Below are 25769 nucleotides of genomic sequence, written 5' to 3'. Positions count from 1 at the left end.
CTTGACGGCGTGCCCACAAGGGTCTGAAAAAAATGCTCAACCGCACGCTGCGCATCCACTCTGCGGCCATTTGCTACTTCGATATGGTCCGGCGCTGCCATTCGATCCGCGAAGCTGCGCGCCGGCTGAACGTGGCGTCGTCGGCGGTGAACCGGCAGATTCTCAAACTCGAAGATGAAGTCGGCGCGGCCCTGTTCGAGCGCTTGCCCGGCGGGCTGCGCCTGACCGCTGCCGGGGAAATCCTCACCCGCCATGTAACCCTGGTGCTGCAGGATGTGGAACGGGTACGCGGCGAACTGGAAGGCCTGAACCAGGTACAGACCGGGCATGTGGAAATTGCCACGGTGGAAGGCGCGACGGTGGAGTTACTGCCCGCCGTGCTCAAGCGCATGCGCCAGCGCTATCCGGCGGTGACGATCGGGGTGACCGTGCAGGGTTCACAATCGATTCCAGCCGCGGTGATCAACGGCCAGGCGGACCTGGGGCTGGCCTTTGCCCTGCCGCGCAGTGCGGAAACCACACAATTATGTGTCGGGCATTTCCGCCTTGGTGCATTGGTGGCACCGGGGCATCCCCTGGCCTCCCATGCCAGCGTCAGCTACACCCTGTGCGCTGAACACGGGGTGATCCAGGCCAACAGCGAGCTGTCGATCCATCACCTGATTGCACCGCTGCACAAGCGTTCGCCGGCTGCGCACAAGCCGTTGCTGCAAAGCAACTCCATGGAACTGGCGCGGCAGTTGGCACGCCAGCAGTTGGGGGTGGCGTTCCAGACGCGCATCGGCATCGAGGCCGACTTGGCCAGGGGTGAGTTGCTGCATATCCCCTTGAGTGACCAGGGCGGGATGTTCAGCGACCTGGGGCTGTATGCGCGCAAGGGTCGGGATTTGCCTACGGCGGTGGAGTCGATGGCCCACCTGATCAGCGAGGAAATCGCTTTGCGCGAGCGCGAAGAATCCCCCTGTACCCCACGTATTTCCTGACCTTCAGGCCAGCTTCCGTGCTGCCGATTCGGCAGCAGCCCAGTCGATATTCTGTTCTTTGAGCAGCGCGGCGGTTGTGTCGATACTGCGCCCGGCGGCCCCTGCATGGCTGCCATGAGCCAAACGCCAAAGGAACTAAAACAATGAAAAAGGCACTGCACGGCGCAACCGTTTTACTCACACTCCTCGGCGGCGGGGAGGCTGTCGCGGTGGAATGGATGAACAACAGCGTAGGGTTTCGCTACGGGCAACAGTTCACCAATCCGAACAACCCCGACGACTTCAGCAAACGCATCTACAGCTTCACCCACGCCAGCGGCTACCGGTACGGCAGCAACTTCCTCAACCTCGACGTCTTCCTGTCCGACAGCCACGACCCGCGCAAGGGCACCGATCACGGCGGCAGCGAGGTGTATGCGGTGTACCGGCACCAGCTGTATGCCTCACGGGTATTCGACAGGCCGCTGGGCACCGGGCTGATCAAGGATTACGCGCTGACCCTGGGCTTCGATGCCAACCGCAACAACAACCTGGCGTCGGCAAAAAAGCGCGCCCTGGTGCTCGGGCCGACCCTCAAGTTCAATACGGTCGGGGTGCTGGACCTGAGCCTGATGTACTACAAGGAAAACAACCATTCCGGCATCCCCGGCGCGAAGGATCCGAACCACACCTTCGACGACACCTACATGCTCAACCTGACCTGGATGCGCCCGTTCGAGCTCGGCAACCATGGCGCCAAGTTCCAGGGTTTTATCAACCATGTCGGTGACAAGGGCCATGACTACAACAGCCGCGACACCGCCGCAGAAACCCTGATGCGCACTGCGCTGATGGTTGCGGTACGGCCGGGCAAAAGCGTCAAGCCCAACCTGTACCTGGGGGTGGGCTACGAATACTGGCATAACAAGTTCGGTGTGGATGGCGGCCGTGGCAGCCGCACCTCGACGCCAACCGTGAATATGGAAGTGACGTTTTAAGCGGCCGCCAATTCCGACTCATCCGGCTTGGGCCGCGCCAGCCAATAGCCCAACATTGCCAGCGGCGCGGTCACCAGCATCACAATCACCGTGACCAGCAACGGCTGCTCCAGCAGCGACGACACCAACAGGCTGGCGACAAAGCACAAGCCCAGTTGCAGGGTGTTTTGCAGGGCGGCGGCCTTGCCGGAGTTTTCCGAAAACGGCATCAGCGCATTCGCCACCACAATCGGGTAGCTGGCGCCGTTGACCAGGGCCATCAGGCAGAACGGAATCAGCAAAGTGGTCAGCGTCGGCACCGTCAGGGTTGCCACCAGGTACAACGCCACCATGCTGATGCAGTACGCCACCAGCAGCCAGGGCAACAGGAGCTTGCCCTGGAACCGTTGCAAGGCGCTGCGGCAACTGTAGCCACCCACCAGAAACGCCAGGGTCGGCAGCACATAACTCAGGCCAATATCATTGGGGCTGTAGCCCATGCCCCCGAGAATAAACGGCGAGGCCGTGAGCCAGGCGAAGAAGCTGGCGGAGCACGCGGCGAAGATCAGCACATTGCCGGTGAACACCCGCGACTTGAACAATTGCCCGTAGCCCAGCCGGGCCTTTTCACCGTCAGCGGCCAGGCGCTTGGGCATGGGTTTGAGAAACAGGGTCGGTAATAGCAGCAACAGCGAGACACCCAGCAATACGGCGAAGATCGCCTGCCAGCCCCAGTGATTCAGCACCACCGCGCCCAGTAGCGGCGCCAGCGCCGGTGACAGGGACATCAGCGGCATGATGCTGGCAAACACCTGGTGCGCCTTGTCCGCCGGGTACCGGTCAATCACCAGCGCCTGCCAACTGACAGCGGCACTGCACACCCCGATCGACTGTACAAAACGCAACGCCAGCAGTTGCGGCGCGGTCTCGACCCAGAACATTCCCAGGCAGCCGAGCACAAACAGGCTCAGCCCCGCCAGCAGGATCGGCTTGCGCCCCAGGCGGTCCGACAGCGGGCCCCACAGCAGTTGCCCCACGGCAAACCCGGCGAGGAAGATGCTCAAACTGGCCCCCACCGCACCGGGGGAAATCTGCAGGTGTTCACCCATGGCGCCGAACGCGGGCAGGTACATATCCATGGCCAGGTAGCCGAGCATGCTCAGCCCCGCCAGGTACCAGGTAAAACCAAAAGAGTTTTTCATTGAAGCCTTGTAAGTCCTGCCATCAAACAATTTGCTGACTGATGCCTATTATGAAGCTGACAGTTACCCTGTGAAGCGATAATAATTGGAGACTCTTATCAATATTTTTGAAGGCAACACCCATGTGGTCCGAATACTCCCTGGATGTGGTGGATGCCGTGGCCCGTCACGGCAGTTTCAGTGCAGCCGCCCAGGAACTGCACCGCGTGCCCTCGGCCATCAGCTACACCGTCCGGCAAATCGAAGAATGGTTGGCGGTGCCGTTGTTTGTCCGCCGCCACCGCGATGTGGAACTGACGCCTGCCGGGCGCCTGTTTATCGATGAAGCCCGGGGCGTGATGAAAACCATGCTCGGCACCCGCCGGCTGTGCCAGCAGGTAGCCAATGGCTGGAGCGGCCAGTTGAAAGTGGCGGTGGACTCCATCGTCAAGCAGCAGCGCTGCCGGCAACTGGTGCTGGACTTCTATCGCCACTTCCCCGACGTGGAGTTGTTGCTGGAGTACGAGGTGTACAACGGGGTGTGGGATGCCCTGGCGGACGAGCGTACCGATATCGTGATCGGCGCCACCAGCGCGGTGCCGGTGGCCAGCCATTTTACGTTTCGCGACATGGGGTTGTTGAACTGGTCGGGCGTGGTCAGTGCCCGGCATCCCCTGGCGCAGGTAGCGGGCTTGATCAGTGACGAGCAACTGCGCCCGTTCGCGTCATTGTGCCTGACCGACACCTCGCGCAGCCTGCCCAAGCGCGACACCTGGACTTTGGATAACCAGCGGCGGCTGGTCGTACCGAACTGGACCTCCGCCATTGACTGCCTGCGGGACGGCCTGTGTGTCGGCATGGTGCCTTCGCACCTGGCACAGCCACTGATCGACAGCGGTGAGTTGGTGGTACTGCAACTGTCTCGCCCCTTCCCGGCCAGCCCATCCTGCATGGCCTGGGCGCAGAGCAAACTGTCGCCGGCCATGGCCTGGCTCCTGGACTACCTGGGGGACAGCCAGACGATGAACCAGGAATGGCTGAACGGGCCGGGGTCACAGTAGCCGAACGATGCCCCGCACAATCATCTCCACTTCCTTGCTGTTCAGGGTCAGGGGCGGCAGCAGGCGAATGACCTTGCCCCGCGTGACATTGAGCAACAAACCCTGCTCCCGTGCGGCCCGTTCCGCCAGGTCGCGCTGCGGCGTGGCCAGCTCAATGCCAATCATCAGGCCACGCCCGCGGATCGCCAGCACCTGCGGGTGCTCGCTCAACTCCACCCGCAGCCGCGCCAGCAGGCGCTCGCCCTGGCGTGCGGCGTTCTCCAGCAGGCCTTGTTCTTCAATGATGTCCAGCACCGTACAGCCCACACGGCACGCCAGCGGGTTACCGCCAAAGGTGCTGCCGTGGCTGCCGGGGGTGAACAGCTTGCCCACCGAGGCGCGGGCCAGGCAGGCGCCAATCGGAATACCGTTGCCCAGGCCCTTGGCCAGGGTCATGACGTCCGGGACGATTCCCTCCTGCTGGAAGGCAAACCAGGTGCCGGTCCGCCCGATGCCGGTCTGGATCTCATCGAGCATCAATAACCAACCGTGTTGGCTGCAGTGGGCACGCAAGGCTTTCAGATAACCCGGCGGCGCCAGTTGCACACCACTTTCGCCCTGGATCGGTTCCAGCAATATGGCCACGATCCGGGGCCCGAACTCACGGGTCACCGCGTCCAGTGCCGCCAGGTCGCCAAAGCCGACCTTGATGAAATCCCCCGGCAAACGCTGGAACCCCAGGCGCACCGATGGCCCGTCACTGGCAGCCAGGGTGCCCAGGGTGCGGCCATGGAAGGCATTCTCCATGACCACCACCAGCGGCTGCTCGATGCCTTTTTTCCAGCCATGCAGGCGCGCCAGTTTCAACGCGGTTTCGTTGGCTTCGGCGCCGGAGTTGTTGAAGAACGCCTGGTCCAGGCCGCAGAGCTGGCTCAAGCGTTGGGCCAGGCGCTGCTGCCAGTCGATGCCGTACAAGTTGGAGGTATGCAACAGCAACCCGGCCTGCTCGCTGATCGCCGTCACCAGCCGTGGGTGGGAGTGACCGACATTGGTCACGGCAACCCCGGCCACGGCGTCGAGGTATTCACGGCCCTGCTGGTCCCACAGGCGGGTGCCCAGGCCACGGGTAAAGCTCAGGGCCAGGGGTTGATAGGTGGTCATCAGGCAAGCGGCGGTCATGGCATCGGGCTCCATCGGGGTCAGGGCCCTAGTATCGTTAGCCACTCAAGCTGGATAAACTGCGCAGATCTGCAATGACTTTTAATCAGGGCTTGATAATGGACCTGTTCCAGGCAATGACCGTCTACGTCAAGGTGGTGGAGACCGGCAGCATGACCGCAGCAGCCCAGGCCTGTGGCCTGTCGACCACCATGGTCGGCAACCACCTGCGGGCCCTGGAGCGGCGCCTCGGCGTCAGCTTGCTCAAGCGCACCACCCGCAAGCAAAGCCTGACCGAGTTCGGCGGCCTCTATTACCAGCGCTGCCTGGAAGTACTGGGCCTGGTGGCCAACTCCGAGCAACTGGCTGAACAGATCCACCGCGAGGCGCCACAAGGGCTACTGCGCATCACGGCCCCGCCCGCGTTCGGCGCCGAGCGCCTGGCACCGGCGCTCAGCGAATTCTCCCGGCGCTACCCGCAGATCCAGCTGTACGTGGTGCTGAGCAATCAAGCGATGGACCTGATCGACAGCGGCTTCGACGTGGCGCTCCGCCTCGGTGAGCTGCAACCTTCGAGCTTGATCGCCCGGCCCTTGCAGGACTACACCATGACCCTGTGCGCATCGCCGGATTACCTGGCCCGCCGGGGTACACCCCTGCACCCCATGGATTTGCAGAACCACGACTGCCTGGCATTCGCCTACCCCTCGACCGATGACTGGCGCAACGCCGACAAACTCTGGCGCCTGCAGGGTGCCGAGGGTGAAATCGAAGTCGCCGTGTCCGGGCCCATGACCATCAACAGCTCCCAGGCCCTGCACCGTGCCGCCGTCGAAGGCATGGGCATCGTGATGCTGCCCGACGCCCTGGTCGGCGCCGATCTGTTGGCGGGGCGCCTGGTGGCGCTCCTGCCAGGCTACCAGTCACCTTCGCGCCCGATGCACCTGCTATATGCGCAGGACCGCTATCGCCTGCCCAAGCTGCGGGCCTTCGTCGACTTCGCGCTCGAACAATGGGCGCGCTAGACACTCACCCCCAGGGCCTGGAGTTCACGGCGGGTCTGCTCGGGTGAAACATGATGAATACCACGCCAGCCCAGGGCCGTCGCGGCATTGGCGTTTTCGGCCACATCGTCGATAAACACCACTTCTTCGGGCTGGATATCCGGCAGTTGGGCGCGCACCTGGTCGAGGCTGGCGCGGTAGATCGCCGGGTCGGGCTTGATCAACTTCACCTCGCCAGACACCACGATATTGCGAAAGTATTGGAGGAAGGGGTAGTTGGCACGGGCATAGGGGAAGGTTTCTGCGGACCAGTTGGTCAGGCCGAACAGCGGCACGTTGGCCTCATGCAAGTCTTCAAGAATCGCCACGCCGCCTGCGAGCGGGCCGCGCAGCATTTCATGCCAGCGCTCGTAGTAGGCCCGGATCAGGGCTTCATGTTGCGGGTGTGCGGCGATCAGGCTGTGGGTGGCTTCAGCCAGGGTGCGCCCAGCATCCTGTTCGGTGTTCCAGGCCTGGGTGCAGATGTTGTCGAGGAACCACTGGCGTTCCTGGTCACCGGGAATCAGTTGGCGGTAAAGATGGTGCGGGCTCCAATCAAACAGGACACCGCCGAAATCAAAAACTACTGCACGAATCGTCATGAAGATCCTCCGTTAGCCGAGTGTGCTCACTGGAACACCCAGCATGAAGCAAATGTGGGAGCTGTCGAGCCCCGGCGAGGCTGCGATAGCGACGGCACTGCAACATTATGTTGCCTGAACCACCACTATCACAGCCTCGCCGGGGCTCGGCAGCTCCCACAAGGGTTTCGCTTCGTTTGTTAGCGCTTAAGCCTGGACCAGGCCTTCGATCTTCACGGTCGGATTGACGTCAGCCTCGTAATCCACGCCAGCAATCTCGAAACCGAACAGGCGCAGGAACTCCGCCTTGTAGCCGGCAAAGTCGCTGATCTCGTTGACGTTGTCATCGGTGACCTGGTTCCACAATGCCGCCACGGCGTCCTGGACTTTTGGCTCCAGCTCAGCCAGGTCGGCGCGCAGGCGGCCATCGGCGTCGAGCTTCGGTTCGCTGCCGTACAGGCTGTCCTTGAACAGGCCGTAGACCTGCTCGATGCAACCTTCGTGGGTACCCTGCTCTTTCATCACCTTGAACAGCAGCGACAGGTACAGCGGCATGATCGGGATTGCCGAGCTGGCCTGGGTGACCACGGCCTTGAGCACCGAGACCCGGGCATCGCCCTTGAGTGCCGCGAGGTTGTCGCGCAGGGTCAGGACTTTCTTGTCGAGGTCTTTCTTGGCCTCGCCGATGGAGCCGTTCCAGTAGATATCCTGGGTCAGTTTTTCGCCCAGGTAGGTGAAGGCGGTGGTCTTGGCGCCTTCGGCCAGCACGTTGGCATCACTCAGGGCGTCGATCCACAGCTGCCAGTCTTCGCCGCCCATCACTTTGACGGTGCCGTCGATTTCTTCCTGGGTGGCCGGTTCCAGGGTGGTATCCACGACCACACCCTTGTCGGTGTTGATCCCACGCAGGGTCACGGCCTTGCCGATCGGCTTGAGGGTGGAGTTGTGCACCACGCCCTGGGGGTCGGTACGGCGTGGCGCGGCCAGGCTGTAGACCACCAGGTCGATCTTGCCCAGGTCTTTCTTGATGGTTTCGATGGTCAGGCGCTTGATCTCGTCAGAGAACGCATCGCCATTGATGCTCTTGGCGTACAGGCCTTTTTCGGCGGCGAACTTGTGGAAGGCGGCGCTGTTGTACCAGCCGGCAGAGCTGAGCTTGCCTTCTTCGCCTTCTTTTTCAAAAAACACGCCAAGGGTGCCGGCGCCGCAACCAAAAGCGGCACTGATACGCGCAGCCAGGCCGTAGCCGGTGGACGCACCGAGCACCAGGACTTTCTTCGGGCCGCCTTCGATGGCACCGTGTTCGGTCACGTAGTCGATCTGCTCTTTGACGTTCGCTTCGCAGCCAACAGGGTGGGCGGTCACACAGATAAAGCCACGAACCCGCGGTTTGATGATCATAAAATTTCTGCCTCTTCCAAGGTGCCGATGGCCAATGGTGGCCATTACGGCGTCAATCGTACTGGTCTATGACGTCCGAAAAACCGAAGCGTCACGATAGTCGCAATTCTTCTGTTCGCAAAATCCAATCCACACCGGCCAAAGGCGCTATATTTTTCCAACAAGGGCGCGAATTCAGCAAATTCTGCGGCATGATGAGCCAGGGCGGCGTTTGCGTCCTGCCTGTAGGGCGGGGAGAATGCCTGTCCTGTGCGACCGTATTCGGCGCTCGTCATCCTCATGCCACGGGCTGTTCATCGCCGGTGGCTGCGCTTTCAGGGAATAAGAATGCCTCAACGCCAAGTCATCAATGCCTCCGTCAGCCCCAAGGGCAGTCTCGAAACGCTGTCGCAACGTGAAGTCCAGCAACTGAGCGAAGCCGGTTCCGGCAGCATCTATACACTTTTCCGCCAGTGCGCCCTGGCTATCCTCAACACCGGCGCCCATATCGATAACGCCAAGACCATCCTCGACGCCTACAAGGACTTCGAGGTGCGCATCCATCAACAGGATCGTGGCGTACGCCTGGAGCTGCTGAACGCGCCGGCTGATGCGTTCGTGGATGGCGAAATGATCGCCAGCACCCGAGAAATGCTGTTCAGCGCCCTGCGCGACATCGTCTACACCGAAAACGAGCTCGATAGCCAACGCATCGACCTGAGCACCTCCCAGGGCATCACCGACTACGTATTCCACCTGCTGCGCAACGCGCGTACGCTGCGCCCCGGTGTCGAGCCGAAGATCGTGGTGTGCTGGGGTGGGCACTCGATCAATACCGAAGAATACAAATACACCAAGAAAGTCGGGCACGAACTGGGCCTGCGCAGCCTCGACGTGTGCACCGGTTGCGGCCCAGGCGTGATGAAAGGCCCGATGAAGGGCGCGACCATTTCCCACGCCAAGCAACGCATCACCGGCGGGCGCTACCTGGGCCTCACCGAGCCTGGCATCATCGCCGCCGAGGCGCCGAACCCGATTGTCAACGAACTGGTGATCCTGCCGGATATCGAAAAACGCCTGGAAGCCTTTGTGCGTGTCGGCCACGGCATCATCATCTTCCCCGGCGGCGCCGGTACGGCCGAAGAGTTCCTGTACCTGCTGGGTATCCTGATGCACCCGGACAACCGTGATGTGCCCTTCCCGGTCATCCTCACCGGGCCAAAACAGGCGGCACCGTACCTGCAACAGCTGCATGCGTTTGTCGGCGCGACCCTGGGTGAGGCGGCCCAGGCCCACTACCAGATCATCATCGACGACCCTGCCGAAGTTGCCCGGCAGATGACTGCGGGCCTGAAGGCCGTCAAACAGTTCCGCCGCGAGCGCAACGACGCCTTCCACTTCAACTGGCTGCTGAAGATCGACGAAGGCTTCCAGCGCCCATTCGACCCGACCCACGCCAACATGGCCAGCCTGCAACTAAGCCACAGCCTGCCGCCCCATGAACTGGCGGCCAACCTGCGCCGGGCGTTCTCGGGGATTGTGGCGGGTAACGTCAAGGACAAGGGCATCCGCCTGATCGAACAGAACGGCCCGTACGAAATCCACGGCGACCCGACCATCATGAAGCCGCTGGATGAGCTGTTGAAGGCGTTTGTGGAACAACACCGGATGAAACTGCCCGGCGGCGCGGCGTATGTGCCGTGCTATCGCGTGGTGCAATAAGGCAAATGGCCAGGTCATAGGTTGTATTGCTTTAGGGCTGTCTGAGGGGTGTCGAAGGCATAAAAGCGGACTAGGGTTTTATCTATTCCGACCACCGACACCTGCAGAAGAGCGACCTATGGACCAACGGATCTTGTCCTCCATTATTCCTTACCCTAAGGTAAGGAATATCCCGCTGGAGATCTTCATTATGGCCACCGCCACACTTACCTCAAAAGGGCAAATCACCATCCCCGTTCAAGTCCGGGCCGCATTGGGCCTGGACACCGGAGACCGGGTGGAATTTGTCGAAATGGACGATGGCAAGTTCGCCATCATCGCCGCCAACCACAGCGTCCAGGACCTCAAGGGGCTGATCCGCAAGCCCGCCACGGCCGTCAGCATTGAACAGATGAACCAGGCAATCGCCGTGCAGGGAGCCAAAGCGGGATGATTGGCCTGGATACCAATGTGCTGGTGCGCTATGTCACTCAGGACGACCCGGTTCAATCGGCCAAGGCCACGCACCTGATCGAATCCCTGACCGTTACTGCGCCGGGTTTCGTCAGCCTGGTCTCGGTGGTGGAGTTGGTCTGGGTGTTGCAGAGCTGCTACCCATGCACCAAGACGCAAGTGGTGGCGGTTCTGGAAACCCTGCTGCGCACCCGTGAACTGATCATCGAACAGGCCGAACTCATCTGGCAGGCCGTGCGCCGATTCACCACGACCAAGGCGGACTTTGCCGACTGCCTGATCGAGCGCTGCGCCCACGCTGCCGGGTGCGAATACACGGCCACCTTTGATAACGACGCCGCGAAAGCCACCGGCATGCGCCGCCTGGGCTGACCCCTGGCGTTGCTGCAATGGACCGGCTTTGATAAAACCTGTGTTCCACCGCCCCTTGAGAGACCGCCCAACGTGCGCACGCTTCTGCTCGCTGCCCTGCTCCTGACCCCCACCCTCGCCCAGGCAGAAACCATTGCCTGGCCGGACCTCCCCGAGACCTGCTTCGTCAGTGGACGGTCTGCGACCAACGACGATGTCGACAATGGCTGTGCGGCGTTTCTGATCAATGTGAAAGGCAAGGCGGCAGGTACGCCGATCAAGATGGATATTCCCCAATACGCCCTGCATGTCGAAGCAGGTACCGGCAAGGAGACGCCGGTGATCATCATCCAGGCGGAACAGAACGGTGATATCAAGGCTGTGGGGTACAAGGAACTGGGTACGGAGCAATTGGGCGCGGCGTTGCTCAAGGAAGTGCGGCTTTTGGGAACGAAAAAGCCGAGCTGAACACCACCCTCCAAGCAAGCGGCGTGGGCATAATGCTCACGACGCACACGCCATCGCCTGTCTTTTCAAACGGACCAGAATCAACCCTGCCACCACCACGGCAATACCCACATACGTCGAGGTGTAAATCACATCGCCAAACATGATTGCCGCCCAGACCAACGTCACGGGGGGCTCCAGGTAAACCAGTGCCGCGACATGGGTCGCAGTCATAACCCGTAACAACATCCAGAGGCTCAGATACGCGATAAACGTAGAAAACACCGTCAGCCAAACGATCGAGACCAGTACGGCGCGGTCCTGGGGAACGCTTAACGTATTGGTGTAAAGCACCGCCGCAGTGAAGCCCATCAAGGTCATCAGCGACTGGATAAACAGCGACAGGCTCAAGCTACTGCGCTGGGTCTGCTTAAGTGCTGAGCGGCGCTCATACAATGTCGCCATCGTCAGCCCCAAGGCCGAGACAAGCGGCAGTAAATACATGACCAGCCCGACCTCGGCACCACTATTGCGGTACTGCCCCGCGATCACAATCGACACCCCGCAAAAGCCCACCAGCAAACCCAGCCATTGCCACGCTCCGCTGCGCTCTGTGGTACTGCCCGACGACAGTGCGGCCGTCATCAGTGGCTGAAGCGCCGCAATGATTGCTGCAATCCCCGGCGGCAACCCATTTTGGATGGCCACGTAGACACAACTCAAATAAAGAAACTGCGACAAAAAACCGATCACCGCGTGGTGGCGAATTTGCGCCCAGGAAACCTTCAGCAGCGCACTATTCAAAAACAGCCCCAGGCACACCGAGACCAGCAAAAAACGCCAGAACAGTAAGTTGAACGCGCCTGCATCCTGAGCCCCCATCTTCGCCCCAATAAAACCGGAGCTCCAAGACAAGACAAACACCATCTGCAAGAGCAGTAACTTCAGCGTTCCCAGGGTCGCGCGCTTGGGCAGCCTCATTATTGCCCCCTGGGCATCGCCAGTTCGGCAAAGGTAATAGGCGCAATGCCCAGTCGACGGTATTGCTCCTCGGCAGGCAATGCCAGGTTTCGCCTCAGCTGGAACCATGGCCTGATCGTCCTCAACACACCGTCATCGGATGCCAGGTGCCAGAACTTGTTCACATCGACCGAACTGTAGGGACAATGAAATGAAAGTACCAACGACATGCGCCGGCCGGCCGTGACAGGGCGCACGCCATGAAACACACGGCTGCCGTAAAGGTAGACCGCATCGCCACTGGACCGGACAACGCTGGTACATAGGTGCCCGTCCAGGTTATTCAGATCAAAGCGCTCGTTCTGCCCTTCAAAAAACACAAACTCTCCACCTTCATACTCACCAGGGTCCGATAGCAAGATATTCAATACGAAACTGGTACCGTCGGTATGCCACATGCCAATCTGGGCTTTATCTTCAGGCGTCTGGCGCGGGTAGAAATAGTTGACCTGTGAACGCGCCCGTAAAAATGGATGGGGCACCAAAGGCACGCCTGCAATATGCGACACCGCCAACAAAAAGGCGCGACTGCCCATCATTTCCCGAATAAGGGTCGAGGACTCAGTGGCAGCACGGGTGCGATTGGAAATAATCCAGTCGCTGGTGGTAGAGCCCGCCTCCAACTGATAACAGGCACGACGCAATTGCGTGACGCCCTCTTCGGTAAATAACCCCGCCACCTGCGCCACGGCGGTGAGTTGCTCAACCGAGGCGACGGCCAACGGCGAGTTCACATAACCCAGTTCGGCAAGGCTTCGGTGATAGCCAAGTGCCGGAACACTGTTGTGTAAGTAGCTATCACTCCAATGCTTCAAGGTATCGAGCAATGCCCCAGGATGTTTGCATCGCCCCGATGCCGGAGACAGCGATGCCTGCAACGCCAGTTTCAGCCGCCCTGCTCCCTGCGCAAATACCGGAAGGTCACCGTCTCGTCTCATGGCTATCCACCTCTATTATCGGTCAGTGCAATCGTGGTCCGGGCAATATTCGGACAGTTGATACATGACACTGCCATCTCCGCTGCAATACTCACCAATCACTCGGCAACTGCCGTACTCCTGGCGTACCCGGATAAATTGCTCGCGGGTGTATTTCAGGCAGACATTCGTCAAGAGATAGCCATCATCATGACCGTCGTGGACAGGCAGCAACGTTGCGGCGACACGGTAGCGATCATCGTGGTGCTCGATCTCGGAGATGACGACCCGATGGTTATCCGTTTTCTCCAGCCCCAGTTTCAAACCGATCAGGTCGGAGAACCGAATCATGCACTCGTGGCTATAAAACCGATGGATGTGGGCATCATCCTCAACCGTGGACAATTGCATTTCTGACAAGACATACGTTCGCCTGCCACCCACCCGGCGGATGATCTGGCCAACGGTATCGGGCAACTCATTGCCCTCCTGGAAGCCCAGCATTGTAATCAGCGTTATATCCTGGCCGCGTTCAAGCTGGTGCCGGCGCAAGTCCCGGAAATCGGTGGCCAGATAGGAGAACCCCTGGGGCGTGGCCAGCATCGGCTCAACCGCGCGGCGCATGATGCCCTGGGAAGCACAGTTGATATCAACCGCGGTGTAATACTCAGGTTCAGCGCCACACTCCAGCAAATACCCCATCAGGGCGGATGTTTTCACCGGCTCCGGACCCAACTCGACGTAATGCAAGCTGCCCTGCCCCAGCAGGTCAACCAGATCATTGGCGACCGATTGCAGCAGTTCGCCCAGGGAACCCGACCCACAAGGCGCAGCGCATATGCCTTCGGCGCTTATCCCCTGGTTATTCAGGGCGGTCATCAGCGCTAATATTTCTTCGCTGACCTGCTGCGAAAGCGCCGTCCGATGCTCAGACAGGGTCGAGTATTTCTCAGCGTTTTCAATGGTCCAGATTCGCCCTCCGAGGTCATGATTATTCTGCAAAGACGCTACAACCAGCGTGTTGATATCCATATACGCTCCAACTCTTTTTATTCGATAGACAGGCACGCTCCTGTTTGACCAAAAGACTAAAGTGAGGTCATGATTTTGTATATTTGAATAATCTGCACCACTAATCCTCAAAAGAGGAATCATGAACAAGCAATTGAACATCGACCTCCTACGCACCTTTCATGCGGTTGCCCGCTTTCGACGGTTCAACGAAGCAGCCAACCATGTGCATCGCAGTGCGTCGACCGTCACCACGCAAATCCACAAGCTGGAAAACCTGGTGGGCCAAAGGTTATTCAGCCGCAACAACCAGGGCGTCGAACTGACGATGTATGGCAAGAAATTGCTGAGTGAAACCACGGAGTTTCTGAAAAGTCATGACCGCTTGCTCGCCTCACTCAGCCCACAACGCATGCAGGGCAAAATTCGCCTGGGCTTGCCTGACTCATACGCCCCAGCATTTATGCGCGACTTCCTACCGCTGCTGATTGCAGACAATCCACTGCTTGAGTTGGAGGTGGAGGCCAGGTCCAGTGGTGAGCTGTTCACGATGTTCAGTCGCGAACAAATTGACCTGGCGCTGGTTGTCAGCTCGCAGCCGCTGGAACAGGGCGAGCGTCTCGGCACGATCCAGCCTGTCTGGGTCGTTGCCGAGAACTTCCAGAGACCCGAGCAGGCCCCACTGCCCATCGCCGTGCAACTGACCGGCTGCCCATACCGGGCATCGGCCTTGCGGGCCCTGAAAGAACATGGGGTTTATTACCGAGTCCTGCTGGAGAGTGCCAGCTCGACGGCGGTGGAGGCGGCCATCATGTGTGGATTGGCGGTCGGGATGATCGAGGAAGAGCGCATGGGCGCCGGGCTGACCAGGCTCATCCCCGGCATACAGTTACCTGGGCTGCCGCCGCATCAGCTTTATCTACTGTCTGATAGCGCTAATCACCTGGCACTTCACTTACATGAGCAGATCAAAAAAGGTTTCAGCATTTGACTCCTATGAGCAGATCGAAAAGCCATAAACCAAAAACCCGCTGACCGTTACCGGTTCAGCGGGTTTTATGGGGCAACTCAATCCTGTCTCAGGACCTTGCCAACCGCTTACAGCGCAATGTCAGCCGCCGGCTTGCTCGGCTCAGCCGCAGGCTTGGCAGCCTCGGTCGCTGCGGGTGCAGCCATTGGTGGAATGGCTGGCGGAGGCGTCAGTTGCAGAACCTTGGCGGTGTAGGCCCACTCTTGCGCAACCCGCTCAGGGTTGCCGTTCAGCTTGGTGCCATAGCTCGGCACGATCTGCTTGAGCTTTTCCTGCCAGGCCGGGGTAGCGACCTTGTCCTTGAACACTTTTTCCAGCACGGTCAACATGATCGGCGCTGCGGTGGACGCACCTGGCGATGCACCCAACAGGCCGGCGATGGTGTTATCGGCGGAGCTGACCACTTCGGTGCCGAGCTTCAGGACGCCGCCCAGCTCTTCGTCACGCTTGATGATCTGCACACGCTGGCCGGCCTGCCACAGGCGCCAGTCTTCTTTCTTGGCGTTCGGGAAGTACTCTTGCAGCGCCTTGAAGCGGTCGTCATCCGACTGCATCAGTTGGCCGGCCAGGTACTCGACCAGTGGGTATTCACGAATACCGACTTTGGTCATTGGCCAGATGTTGTGGGTGGTGGTGCTGGTCAGCAGGTCCAGGTACGAGCCTTCTTTGAGGAACTTGGTGGAGAAGGTCGCGAATGGGCCAAACAGGATCACGCGCTTGCCATCCAGCACGCGGGTGTCCAGGTGCGGCACCGACATCGGTGGCGCGCCAACCGAAGCTTTACCGTAAGCCTTGGCCAGGTGTTGCTCGGCAATCGTTGGGTTCTCGGTCACCAGGAACGAACCACCCACCGGGAAGCCTGCGTATTCCTTGGCTTCAGGAATACCCGATTTTTGCAGCAGATGCAGGGCACCGCCGCCCGCGCCGATGAACACGAACTTGGCGTCGGTCTCGGTCTTGGTGCCGTCTTTCAGGTTTTTGTAGCTCACACGCCACGAACCGTCGGCGTTCTTGGTGATGTCCTGCACTTCGCTCGACAGTTTCAGGTCGAACTTGGGTGTGGTCTGCAGGTGAGCGACGAACTGGCGGGTAATCTCACCGAAGTTCACGTCAGTGCCGAGCGGCGACCAGGTGGCGGCGATTTTCTGGTTCGGGTCACGCCCTTCCATCATCAGCGGCACCCACTTCTTGATCTGTACCGGATCTTCGGAGTATTCCATGCCAGCAAACAACGGGCTCGCCTGTAGTGCGTCGTAACGCTTCTTCAGGAACTTGATGTTGTCATCGCCCCACACAAAGCTCATGTGCGGAGTGGAGTTGATGAACGAGCGCGGGTTCTTCAGAACGCCTTGCTGAACCTGCCACGACCAGAACTGGCGGGAAATCTGGAACGCTTCGTTGATCTCGACCGCTTTCGGGATCTCAACGGTGCCGTCCTTGTTTTCCGGGGTGTAGTTCAGCTCAGCCAGGGCCGAGTGACCGGTACCGGCATTATTCCAACCATTGGAGCTTTCTTCGGCGACGCCGTCCAGGCGCTCGACCATCTCCATCGACCAATCCGGCTGCAGCTCGTTGAGCCATACACCCAGGGTCGCACTCATGATGCCGCCGCCGATCAATAGCACATCGACTTTCTTTGCCTCTTCCGCCTGGACGGAAGTGATCCCTATGGACAAAGCCAGCCCCAACAGAGCAGTGTTCACTTTTTTAAACATCGTAGCACCTATGATAAAACGCCTTCCGCCCTACCATCCTCGACCTTCCGGCAACCGTGGTACGCCAAACATCAGGCAATGTCCGGCTGGTTCCCGTACTCGCAAGCACTGCAGGGTGGGCACACAAGGCCGACGTATCGACCTCACTTTTATGTCCCTTCTGCGCTGACTTTTTATCATTATTGGCTTCAGCTACCTCGGCGACAGCTCTCTGCCGGTACGCATTCGGGAGTGCGTACCAGAGAAAGGATAGACCAAGATGGCGCGCAGAATATCATGCTCCGGCGGGATCGGGCGTCTGTTCTGGACTTGACGGTCGTGTTGGCAACAGGCTCAGCGCCACCTCGACAGACTGGCGCAGACGCTCGGGTGCAACCCCATCCCGCGCCTGGATGGAAATACCGTGCAAAAAGGTCGCATAAAAGTCCCCCAGCGCCTGCACATTCGCCGGTGCGCCGGTCGATCAGCGGCAGATCCAGGCCATGCTCGGCCTGCAGCACGAGGCACGCCCATGAACGCTCGCACCGCCACATCGCCCAATACCAGCGACGCTTTCACACACCACTATGTGCGAATCGACGGCAAGAAAATCCACTGCGTCATGGCCGGTGCCGGGGAGCCGGTGTTGCTGATCCCAGGCTGGCCGCAAACCTGGTACGCCTTCCGGCACATCATGCAAGCCCTGGCACTTCAGGGCTTGCAGGCCATTGCCGTCGACCCGCCAGGCCTGGGCAACTCAGACCGGCCGGCACTGGGCTTCGACACCGGCAATATTGCCGACGTGCTCCATCGGATGATGCTGGGGCTGGGCATCCCGCGCTATCACCTGGTTGGGCACGATGTCGGCATGTGGGTAGCCTATGCCCTGGCAAGTGACCAGCCACACGCCGTGCGCACACTCACCGTAACCGAGGCCGTCATCCCCGGCCTGGCCCCACCGCCACCGATTTTTGTCGCGCCGGAACAAAACATCTTCCTGTGGCACTTCCTCTTCAACCAGATCCAGGACCTGCCCGAAGCCCTCATCACCGGACGGGAGGACACGTACCTCAACTTCATGTTCGACCGCTGGTCATTCCACCGCGATGCCGTGGCCTGCGACGTCTACATTCGCGCCTACTCGACCCCCGGCGACTTGCGTGCTGGGTTCGACTACTACCGCGCAATTCCCGACACAATCCGACAAAACACCGAGCGCGCCACCCGCAGGCTGGCAATGCCAGTACTGGCTATCGGCGCCGAACATGCCACCAACGATGCACCACTGGTGACGCTCCAAGGGCACGCCACTGACCTGCGCGGGGCAATCATTGCCGATTGCGGGCATTTTGTGATGGAGGAGGCACCAGAGGCTTTTTTGCAGCACTTGCTTGGGTTTTTGCTCGCGCATCCTGAAAGCTGAAACTCCGTGCCAGACGAGTGACGGGGCAACGTAGGAAAATTCAGAAATCAGAAAAGCCGATAGGAATCATCAAGTTTTTACTGTTTTCCGCCATGCCCAATTGTCGATAATCGCGCCTACCAAAAGGGAGGCGCGTATCCAGATGACAGAGGCAAAAAGCTACACAGCCACGGCAAAGTGGCTGCACTGGGGCATGGCACTCATCTGGATTGCCGCCTGGCTGGTGGGGCTCGTGGCCGTTCATTGGCGCGACGAATTCAACCCGCAGCATCAACTCACCTTTTTACACAAGGCGATGGCGAGCACGCTGATATTCCTCATCGTCCTGCGCATCGCCTGGCGCCTGACCCATGCGGCACCGGCGATGCCAGACACCATGACACCGCTGGTCAAGCGTGCAGCCTTCATTGGCCACCTGTTGCTATACATCGTGGCGCTGGTCGGGCTGCCGATATCCGGCTGGTACTGGAGCTCGGTGGCTGACAAGCCCATCCTGGTGGCCGGCTTATTCCTACTGCCGCCGCTGGTGGAACCAGATAAAAGCCTCTATGACCTGGCAAAGGCGATTCATACCTACAGCGCGTGGCTATGCGGAGCTCTTGTGGGCGGGCATATGGTGGTAGCGCTGAAACATCACTTTATTGATAAGGATAAGGTCCTGGCGGGGATGCTGCCGGGGCGAGTCGACTGATGTGGGAAGGCTCTCGGTACCTGGCCTCAACGAGGCCACTCCGTTCCTGATAAACTGACTGCCCTTCGCCTTCCCCATCCAGATACTTCAATGTCCCTACAAATTGCATCAATGCCACTCTCCCGTCGGTTTTCGGTTGCGCCGATGATGGATTGGACCGACCATCATTGCAGATACTTCCTACGCCTGCTCTCCAAGCACGCCCTGCTCTACACCGAAATGGTCACCACCGGCGCCATCCTCCACGGTGACCATGACCGCTTCCTGCGCCACAACGAAGCCGAGCACCCACTGGCGCTGCAACTGGGCGGCAGTGTTCCCGCCGATTTGGCCGCTTGTGCCCGCATGGCTCAGGATGCAGGCTACGACGAAGTAAACCTGAATGTCGGCTGCCCCAGCGACCGGGTGCAGAACAATATGATTGGCGCGTGCCTGATGGGCCACCCTGCTCTGGTGGCGGACTGTGTGAAGGCGATGCGTGATGCGGTGTCGATTCCGGTGACGGTGAAGCACCGTATCGGGATCAATGGCCGGGACAGTTATGCCCAGCTGTGTGATTTTGTCGGGCAGGTGAAGGACGCGGGTTGCACCAGTTTTACCGTGCATGCGCGGATTGCGATTCTGGAAGGGTTGTCGCCCAAGGAGAATCGGGACATTCCACCGTTGCGTTATGACGTGGCGGCGCAGTTGAAGCGGGATTTTGCCGAGCTGGAGATTATTCTCAATGGCGGGATCAAGACGCTGGAGCAATGCGACGAGCATTTGCAGGTGTTTGATGGGGTGATGCTGGGGCGTGAAGCTTATCACAATCCGTATTTGCTGGCAGCCGTGGATCAGCGGCTGTTTGGCAGTACGGCGCCGGTGATCAGTCGGGCCGAAGCGTTGGCGCAACTGCGGCCGTATATCGCCGAGCATCTGGCCACGGGCGGGGCGATGCATCACATTACCCGGCATGTGCTGGGGTTGGGCACCGGGTTTCCAGGGGCGCGCAGGTTTCGGCAGTTGTTGTCGGTGGATATTCACAAGGCCAGCGATCCGTTGGCTTTGCTGGATCAGGCAGGGGCGTTGCTGGAGGGCCATTGACGGAGCAGGCCAGCCGATTTATTGGGCGACGGGTCCATCGCTATCGCGGGCAAGCCCACCTTTTGATCGCGGCGCAGGTGGAACCTGATGGCGATTTTGCCCTCCTATCTAGCAGCACGGCCGGTCATTCAAACGGCCGTTTTCAGGTTGTTGCCCTCGCAAACGATCGAACGCATTTGCGCCCTTGAGCGGCTAGCAACCCTCGGGTAATGTCATCAGACCCATAGGACAGAGCACGCCCATGACTTCCAAGCTGGAACAACTCAAGCAATTCACCACTGTAGTTGCCGACACCGGCGATTTTGAAGCTATCGCTCGCGTCAAGCCGCAGGATGCCACCACTAACCCTTCCCTTTTGCTCAAGGCTGCATCCATTCCTGGCTATGCCAAGCTGCTGGACGCCTGTGTGCAGGATTGCAACGGTGATGTGGGCCTGGCCAGTGACCGTTTTGCGGTGGCTGTGGGCCAGGAGATCTTGAAAGTGGTGCCTGGGCGTATTTCCACCGAGGTGGATGCACGTCTGTCGTTCGACACTGACGCAGTACTCAAGCGTGCGCATCGCCTGATCGACCTGTACGAAAAAGCAGGTATTGGCCGCGACCGCGTGCTGATCAAGATCGCGTCCACCTGGGAAGGCATTCGTGCCGCCGAGCAGCTGGAAAAGGAAGGCATCCAGACCAATCTGACCCTGCTGTTCTCCTTCGCCCAGGCCGTGGCCTGTGCGGAAGCCGGGGTGTTCCTCATTTCGCCGTTTGTCGGTCGTATCTACGACTGGTACAAAAAGGCCAATGGCAACGATTACACCGGTGCCGATGATCCTGGCGTGCAGTCGGTGACGCGCATCTACAACTACTACAAGGCCAATGGCTACAAGACCGTGGTGATGGGCGCAAGCTTCCGTAACCTGAGCCAGATCGAGGAACTGGCCGGTTGCGACCGCCTGACCATCAGCCCGGACTTGTTGGAGAAGCTGGCGGCCGACAATGGCAAGCTGGAGCGCAAGCTGGCGCCAGGCCAGGCCGGTGAGGCCCGTGTACACATGACAGAAGCGCAGTTCCGCTGGGAGTCCAACGAGGACGCGATGGCCACTGAGAAGCTGGCGGAAGGCATTCGTCAGTTTGCCCGGGACCAGGAGAAGCTGGAGGCGTTGTTGAGCGCCAAGCTGTAAAAAGCGGGCGCGGTAAAAAGGGCGGTATCCGTTAGGATGCCGCCCTTTTTTGTACCCGTTCAATATGCGGTGGTTGAGCTGGCGCTATCGCAGGCAAGCCAGCTCCCACATTTTGACCCTGCTCCAACAGTGAAGTCAGTGCCGCTCGAGGGCGTTGACCAGATCGTGGAAGGCTTCGCGGTTGGATTCGTTCAACCCCATCAGGATCTTGTGCGCCTCCAGCACCTTGAGCCGCACCACTTCCTCGGATTGGTCCTGGGAAGGCAAATCGGTCAGGCATTCCGGGCAGGGGATCGGGCGGTCAACAATGTTGAACACTTGATCGAACCCCATCGACTGCAGGAGCCGGGTGATGTCTTCGTGGGTGGTGACGACGGTCGGCAGCAGTCCGACCTTCTGCCGAGACAGAATGGACAACTTGGCCAACAGCCCAAGGGTGGTGCTATCGATGCTGCGGGTTTCGGTCAGATCGATCACGATCGCCGAGAAGTTCAGGGCTGTGAAAATCCGCTCAATCGTTGCATCCAGCGCCGAACACAAGGTCAGGCGCACTTCACCGACAAACTTCAGGACAAAGGTCCCTTCTTGCTCGGCGAATTGGATTCTTCCGGTACTCATCAAAGATTCCTGCTCAACACCAATAGGGCGATATCATCCGGCATCTCCCCTAGCGTGGCCAATCCAAAAACCTGCCGCAAGCCATCCAGGCTGCCGCCCGCCGACCTGACCCGTTGGGGCAAGGCGGCTTCTTTCTCTTTGAGTGTAGGCTCTGGAAGAAGGTCCAGGATGCCATCGGACATCAGCGTCAGGCTGAAGGCCGGCGGCAGCTCCAGGATGTGGTCTTCATAGGTGGCTTCATTGAACAAGCCAACCGGCAAACCACGCCCTTCCAGATAACGCACACTGTCTGGAGTGTATAAAACCGGCAATGGCAGGTGACCGCCAATGCTGTAGGTCAAAAGACCGGTTTCTTCATCAATCACGCCGCCCACCATCGTTACGTGCTTGCCCAGCTTGCAGCTGATCAGGCCCCGGTTGATGTGGCCCAGCACTTGCGAGGGAGTGAACTCCGGCAAGGTGCCATTGCGCTTGGATTCAAACAACAGCCGTGTGGTCATGAACTTCAACAACACGGTCACGAAGGCAGAGGATGCGCCGTGTCCCGAGACATCGGCCAGGTAGAACGCAACGCGGCGCTCATCCACGCGGAAATAATCGACAAAATCACCCGACAGGTACAGCGACGGGATGATCTGGTGGGCGAACTGGAACTCGTCGATGCTCCAGGGGCTGACCGGCAGCATGTTCATCTGCACCTGGCGACCGGCGTTCTGGTCTTCCTGGAGCAGGTTGAGGCTGGCTTCGAGCTCCCGGTTGGCGGTTTCGAGCTTCTCGCGGTAGCGCTGGTTTTCCAGGAGCAGGCGGGCACGATCCAGCGCTCGGCGCACCGAGTGCTCCAGGACGGCCAGGTCTTCCAGGGGCTTGATCAGGTAGTCGGCGGCGCCCAGGCGCAAGGCTTCCACGGCGTCGTTCATCACCCCGGCACCAGACACGACAATGACCGGCGTCTGCGGGGCAAGCTCGGTCACCTGGCGGATCAGCTCAAGGCCGCCCATCTGGGGCATGCGCAGGTCGCAGATCACCAGGTCGGGCTGGTCGCGCTCGAACACCTGGAGACCCTGAAGACCATTGCCGGCCTGCAGGACGCTGAAGCCACTGTCTTCCAAATAGGCCGCGAGGCTCGCGCGCACTACTTCGTCGTCATCGATTATCAGCAGCGTGGCACTGGTTTTTTGCATGTGGGCAAACGGCGCCAGAATTAGGTTGGCGTAGGCAGTCAGGCAATGGCCCGGCTCGCACTACTGGATTCGCTTTCTAGCCTCTCTGTCCTACAAAACATAAGCGCTTGGCTCACGCACAAAGGTAAAGCAGAGGTGCCCTTCTAAGGCGCAGACGGTACTCCCATCCGCCAGGGGTTTCAAGCTCATGCCGATGGTCGCCGAGCGTCTTTACATCGCAAATCACCGGGAGTTATAAGAACAGGCAAAACCACAACGCAATGGAAGGATGAAACCTATGAGCGCAAACGAACGTGACTATGCGGAAAAGCGCGATTTCATCCGCATGCGGGTGGATGCCGACGTGTCATTGATCCATGCCGGGCAAGAGATTGCCGGGGTCTGCGTGGACCTCTCCAGCTCTGGAATGCAGGTTCAGGCGAAGCAGTCGTTCAATGTGGGCGACCAACTGAAGGTGCGTATCGACTCAGAGCACGCCGCGCTCAAAGGTCTGGAGGCGGATACTGAGGTGGTATGGGCCCGCAAGGAAGGCGACGACCAACACCTGGGCCTGAAAATCCTCAAGATGTACTGAAATCAATGCACACAAAAAAGGCGGCCCCGAAGGCCGCCTTTTTCATTCAAGGCTTAACCTTAAAAGTCATCCACGACATTGCCGTCCTTGACCTTGAACTCACGGTTCTGCAGGTAGGCATTGCGGATAAAGGTGTACTTGTCGCCGTTGATCAGCTTTTCAGCCGACAGCAGGCTGGCGCGGGTATCGACAATATCGAGACCAAAAGCGCTGTTGCGCGTAGGAATGTCGTTCATGTAGCGGTACGGTTCGGTGTAGCTGTCGACATACTTGGACGGCGCATCACGCAGGGTGCTTGGGCCCAGCAGTGGCAGCATCACGTAAGGACCGCTGCCCACGCCCCAGTAGCCGAGGGTCTGGCCGAAGTCTTCATCACTGCGTTGCAGCCCCATTTTGGTGCCGACGTCGATAAAGCCGAGCACGCCAAACGTGGTATTGACCAGCAAGCGCGCAGTATCGACACCGGCCTGGTGGGGCTTGAGTTGCAGCACGTTGTTGGCCAGGTTGCCCACATCGCCGATGTTGCGGAAGAAGTTGTGGATACCGTCTTCGACAAATTGCGGGGTGATGAACTGGTAGCCCTGGGCCAATGGCTTGAGTGCGTAGGTATCAACGGTGTCGTTGAAGGTGAAGATCGGGCGGTTGATGCTTTCCCATGGGTCTTCTTCCGCCGCCTGGGCAACGAAAGGCACCAGCAAGACACTGGCACACATGGATAGTTGAGCAAGACACTGGCTCCAGCGCATAGCTTGAACTCCTTGAATGGTCTGTCATGGGCGCTATGCCCTGAATAAGGCCGTATTATATGACGGAAGTGTAGGATTAGGCAGCTTGATGGAATTGTCATTCAAAAAATGCACAAAATTCCTACAATCACAACCCGATGTCATCTGCTTGTCATGGCCGTCCGATAGCGTCACAGCTATTTTCAGGGACGTCCCATGCCCCATCCTCAGATCGTTGCAGATAACGCCCCGCCCTTGACCGCCGTACTCTTTGGCCTCAGTGGTTGCCTGGTGGACTTTGGTTCCATGGCCCACGCCAGCACCGCCCCCACAGGCGAAACCCTGGCCACCCCCGGCGCCCTGCAAATCCTGCAATGGCTCAACGACCAAGGCATCCCCAGCGCCTGGCTGGATGAGTTGCCCACCCGCGTCACCACACCGCTGGCCGCCGCCCTGCCGGAGTGGGTTCAAGGCACCCGCCCGGCCACCCTGCCCTGGCCCGCCCCCCATGCCTGCTGGCAAGCCTTGATGGACCTGAATATCCAGCGCCTGGATGGCTGTGTGCTGGTCAGTGGTGAACCCCGATTGCTGCAATCCGGGCTCAACGCCGGGCTCTGGACGATTGGCCTGGCGTCCTGTGGCTCACTGTGCGGGCTCTCCCCTGCCCAATGGCAAGCGCTGAGCGAACAAGCCCGCGAACACAAGCGCGCCAAAGCCACCGTCGCGCTATATGGGCTTGGCGTACACTCGGTGATCGATCACCTGGGCGAACTGGGCACCTGCCTGGCGGACATCCGCCTGCGCCGGCTCAAAGGCGAAAAGCCCTGATCAAGATCATGCACAGTCGCTGCCAGTGGATTAATCTACAGGTCATCCCGTAGACCTTTCTCGGCGTGCCGTGGTCTATGCCAGTGCCTATCGATAAAAGGAAGAACGTCATGCCTGCCCGCGAAAAACTGCAAGAACAGGTTTCCATCCTGCGCGAGCAATTGAACCAGGACCCGCCTCTGTCGCTGGAAAAACGCGAAGCGCTGGAAGCGTTGATTGCCAAGTTTGAAGTGCAACTGGAACTGGAACCTGCCACTCAGAACCCCAGCCTTGCCGACGGTGTAAACATGGCTGTAGAACGCTTCGAGCTGGAGCATCCGGGCATAGCCGGGACATTGCGCAATATTGTGGTGACCCTGGGCAATATCGGGATCTAATCCGCATCCAGGCCAAACCCAGAACCAAAAAATGTGGGAGCGGGCTTGCTCGCGATAACGGAGTGCCAGTCACCGAAGATATTGACTGAAACACCGCTATCGCGAGCAAGCCCGCTCCCACATTTGTATCGTAT

Annotated in this window: 27 protein-coding genes; 16 read left to right on the top strand and 11 right to left on the bottom strand. The window is 59.6% G+C overall.

The annotated features are described in order from the left end of the window. Nucleotides 1–32: 32 nt before the first annotated feature. Nucleotides 33–983, top strand: a complete 951-nt coding sequence (locus AC07W7_RS15350) for a LysR family transcriptional regulator (RefSeq protein ID WP_076961310.1) — start codon at nucleotides 33–35, stop codon at nucleotides 981–983. Between the two features lie 143 nt (nucleotides 984–1126). Next, nucleotides 1127–1960 carry a nucleoside-binding protein gene (locus AC07W7_RS15345; protein WP_076961309.1) on the top strand — a complete coding sequence of 278 codons (834 nt, stop codon included), beginning with the start codon at nucleotides 1127–1129 and terminating at the stop codon, nucleotides 1958–1960. On the opposite strand, the gene punC is transcribed toward AC07W7_RS15345, so the two are convergent. Beyond that, on the bottom strand, nucleotides 1957–3141 hold the full coding sequence (gene punC, locus AC07W7_RS15340) for a purine nucleoside transporter PunC (protein WP_495039626.1): 1185 nt from the start codon (nucleotides 3139–3141) through the stop codon (nucleotides 1957–1959). The genes AC07W7_RS15345 and punC overlap by 4 nt on opposite strands. 122 nt (nucleotides 3142–3263) lie before the next feature. On the opposite strand from punC, the gene punR reads away from it, so the two are divergent. After that, nucleotides 3264–4181: a DNA-binding transcriptional activator PunR gene (gene punR, locus AC07W7_RS15335; protein ID WP_099170267.1), complete on the top strand. Its 918-nt coding sequence runs from the start codon at nucleotides 3264–3266 to the stop codon at nucleotides 4179–4181. On the opposite strand, the gene AC07W7_RS15330 is transcribed toward punR, so the two are convergent. Then, a complete protein-coding gene (locus tag AC07W7_RS15330; protein ID WP_495039625.1) occupies nucleotides 4173–5339 on the bottom strand; it encodes an aspartate aminotransferase family protein in 1167 nt (388 codons plus the stop codon). The genes punR and AC07W7_RS15330 overlap by 9 nt on opposite strands. 98 nt (nucleotides 5340–5437) lie before the next feature. Here AC07W7_RS15330 and AC07W7_RS15325 point away from each other — a divergent pair, with 98 nt between their 5' ends. Then, nucleotides 5438–6343: a LysR family transcriptional regulator gene (locus AC07W7_RS15325; protein WP_495039638.1), complete on the top strand. Its 906-nt coding sequence runs from the start codon at nucleotides 5438–5440 to the stop codon at nucleotides 6341–6343. On the opposite strand, the gene AC07W7_RS15320 is transcribed toward AC07W7_RS15325, so the two are convergent. After that, a complete protein-coding gene (locus AC07W7_RS15320; RefSeq protein ID WP_495039624.1) occupies nucleotides 6340–6963 on the bottom strand; it encodes an HAD family hydrolase in 624 nt (207 codons plus the stop codon). The two genes, AC07W7_RS15325 and AC07W7_RS15320, sit on opposite strands and share 4 nt — an antisense overlap. A 186-nt stretch (nucleotides 6964–7149) precedes the next feature. Continuing rightward, on the bottom strand, nucleotides 7150–8343 hold the full coding sequence (gene fabV / locus AC07W7_RS15315; RefSeq protein WP_495039623.1) for an enoyl-ACP reductase FabV: 1194 nt from the start codon (nucleotides 8341–8343) through the stop codon (nucleotides 7150–7152). 327 nt (nucleotides 8344–8670) lie between these two features. Here fabV and ppnN point away from each other — a divergent pair, with 327 nt between their 5' ends. The 4 genes from ppnN (at nucleotide 8671) to AC07W7_RS15295 (ending at nucleotide 11316) form a co-directional block, all read left to right on the top strand. Continuing rightward, nucleotides 8671–10044 carry a nucleotide 5'-monophosphate nucleosidase PpnN gene (gene ppnN, locus AC07W7_RS15310; protein WP_076961302.1) on the top strand — a complete coding sequence of 458 codons (1374 nt, stop codon included), beginning with the start codon at nucleotides 8671–8673 and terminating at the stop codon, nucleotides 10042–10044. A 118-nt stretch (nucleotides 10045–10162) separates the two neighbouring features. Next, nucleotides 10163–10477, top strand: coding sequence for an AbrB/MazE/SpoVT family DNA-binding domain-containing protein (locus AC07W7_RS15305; protein ID WP_167376348.1), 315 nt, complete (start codon nucleotides 10163–10165; stop codon nucleotides 10475–10477). Next, nucleotides 10474–10869, top strand: a complete 396-nt coding sequence (locus tag AC07W7_RS15300; RefSeq protein ID WP_076961301.1) for a type II toxin-antitoxin system VapC family toxin — start codon at nucleotides 10474–10476, stop codon at nucleotides 10867–10869. The genes AC07W7_RS15305 and AC07W7_RS15300 overlap by 4 nt, the downstream gene beginning before the upstream one ends. A gap of 72 nt (nucleotides 10870–10941) precedes the next feature. Further along, nucleotides 10942–11316, top strand: coding sequence for a hypothetical protein (locus AC07W7_RS15295; protein ID WP_197882547.1), 375 nt, complete (start codon nucleotides 10942–10944; stop codon nucleotides 11314–11316). Between the two features lie 36 nt (nucleotides 11317–11352). On the opposite strand, the gene AC07W7_RS15290 is transcribed toward AC07W7_RS15295, so the two are convergent. The 3 genes from AC07W7_RS15290 to AC07W7_RS15280 are packed head-to-tail and all read right to left on the bottom strand — an operon-like array spanning nucleotide 11353 to nucleotide 14264. After that, on the bottom strand, nucleotides 11353–12276 hold the full coding sequence (locus AC07W7_RS15290; RefSeq protein ID WP_495039622.1) for a DMT family transporter: 924 nt from the start codon (nucleotides 12274–12276) through the stop codon (nucleotides 11353–11355). Then, on the bottom strand, nucleotides 12276–13253 hold the full coding sequence (locus AC07W7_RS15285; protein ID WP_495039621.1) for a HalD/BesD family halogenase: 978 nt from the start codon (nucleotides 13251–13253) through the stop codon (nucleotides 12276–12278). The genes AC07W7_RS15290 and AC07W7_RS15285 overlap by 1 nt, the downstream gene beginning before the upstream one ends. Nucleotides 13254–13268: 15 nt before the next feature. Further along, on the bottom strand, nucleotides 13269–14264 hold the full coding sequence (locus AC07W7_RS15280; protein ID WP_076961297.1) for a hypothetical protein: 996 nt from the start codon (nucleotides 14262–14264) through the stop codon (nucleotides 13269–13271). A 121-nt stretch (nucleotides 14265–14385) separates the two neighbouring features. Here AC07W7_RS15280 and AC07W7_RS15275 point away from each other — a divergent pair, with 121 nt between their 5' ends. Then, nucleotides 14386–15234 (top strand): LysR family transcriptional regulator, encoded by an 849-nt coding sequence (locus AC07W7_RS15275; protein WP_076961296.1) that lies wholly within the window; start codon nucleotides 14386–14388, stop codon nucleotides 15232–15234. 107 nt (nucleotides 15235–15341) lie between these two features. Here AC07W7_RS15275 and mqo read toward each other — a convergent pair whose 3' ends face one another. Continuing rightward, entirely contained in the window at nucleotides 15342–16988 is a 1647-nt protein-coding gene (gene mqo, locus AC07W7_RS15270) for a malate dehydrogenase (quinone) (protein ID WP_099170259.1), read from the bottom strand. A 511-nt stretch (nucleotides 16989–17499) separates the two neighbouring features. Here mqo and AC07W7_RS15265 point away from each other — a divergent pair. The 4 genes from AC07W7_RS15265 to tal all read left to right on the top strand — a co-directional run bounded on the left by AC07W7_RS15265 (nucleotide 17500) and on the right by tal (nucleotide 21332). Continuing rightward, entirely contained in the window at nucleotides 17500–18390 is an 891-nt protein-coding gene (locus AC07W7_RS15265) for an alpha/beta fold hydrolase (protein WP_495039620.1), read from the top strand. A gap of 142 nt (nucleotides 18391–18532) precedes the next feature. Further along, complete coding sequence (locus AC07W7_RS15260) at nucleotides 18533–19081, top strand: cytochrome b (RefSeq protein ID WP_099170255.1); 549 nt, start codon at nucleotides 18533–18535, stop codon at nucleotides 19079–19081. Nucleotides 19082–19171: 90 nt separating this feature from the next. Continuing rightward, complete coding sequence (gene dusA / locus AC07W7_RS15255) at nucleotides 19172–20164, top strand: tRNA dihydrouridine(20/20a) synthase DusA (RefSeq protein ID WP_495039619.1); 993 nt, start codon at nucleotides 19172–19174, stop codon at nucleotides 20162–20164. A gap of 241 nt (nucleotides 20165–20405) precedes the next feature. Further along, on the top strand, nucleotides 20406–21332 hold the full coding sequence (gene tal, locus AC07W7_RS15250; RefSeq protein WP_076961292.1) for a transaldolase: 927 nt from the start codon (nucleotides 20406–20408) through the stop codon (nucleotides 21330–21332). Between the two features lie 135 nt (nucleotides 21333–21467). Here tal and rssC read toward each other — a convergent pair whose 3' ends face one another. Next, nucleotides 21468–21950 (bottom strand): anti-sigma factor antagonist RssC, encoded by a 483-nt coding sequence (rssC, locus tag AC07W7_RS15245; RefSeq protein ID WP_032863286.1) that lies wholly within the window; start codon nucleotides 21948–21950, stop codon nucleotides 21468–21470. Continuing rightward, a complete protein-coding gene (gene rssB, locus AC07W7_RS15240; protein WP_032863287.1) occupies nucleotides 21950–23131 on the bottom strand; it encodes a two-component system response regulator RssB in 1182 nt (393 codons plus the stop codon). Before rssB ends, rssC begins: the two co-directional genes overlap by 1 nt. A 277-nt stretch (nucleotides 23132–23408) precedes the next feature. Here rssB and AC07W7_RS15235 point away from each other — a divergent pair, with 277 nt between their 5' ends. Continuing rightward, nucleotides 23409–23705, top strand: coding sequence for a PilZ domain-containing protein (locus AC07W7_RS15235; protein ID WP_076961291.1), 297 nt, complete (start codon nucleotides 23409–23411; stop codon nucleotides 23703–23705). Between the two features lie 59 nt (nucleotides 23706–23764). Here AC07W7_RS15235 and AC07W7_RS15230 read toward each other — a convergent pair whose 3' ends face one another. Then, nucleotides 23765–24451: an MlaA family lipoprotein gene (locus AC07W7_RS15230; RefSeq protein WP_076961290.1), complete on the bottom strand. Its 687-nt coding sequence runs from the start codon at nucleotides 24449–24451 to the stop codon at nucleotides 23765–23767. A gap of 195 nt (nucleotides 24452–24646) precedes the next feature. Between AC07W7_RS15230 and pcrP the strand changes: the two genes are divergently transcribed. Then, on the top strand, nucleotides 24647–25258 hold the full coding sequence (pcrP, locus tag AC07W7_RS15225; RefSeq protein ID WP_495039618.1) for an HAD superfamily inactivated hydrolase PcrP: 612 nt from the start codon (nucleotides 24647–24649) through the stop codon (nucleotides 25256–25258). 110 nt (nucleotides 25259–25368) lie between these two features. Then, nucleotides 25369–25635 (top strand): DUF4404 family protein, encoded by a 267-nt coding sequence (locus tag AC07W7_RS15220; RefSeq protein ID WP_099170784.1) that lies wholly within the window; start codon nucleotides 25369–25371, stop codon nucleotides 25633–25635. Nucleotides 25636–25769 lie beyond the last annotated feature (134 nt).

The organism is Pseudomonas sp. GW821-FHT01D09, from assembly GCF_059422465.1.
The sequence above is the reverse complement of the archived record's forward strand: the minus strand, read 5'-3'. Positions and strand labels throughout refer to the sequence as shown.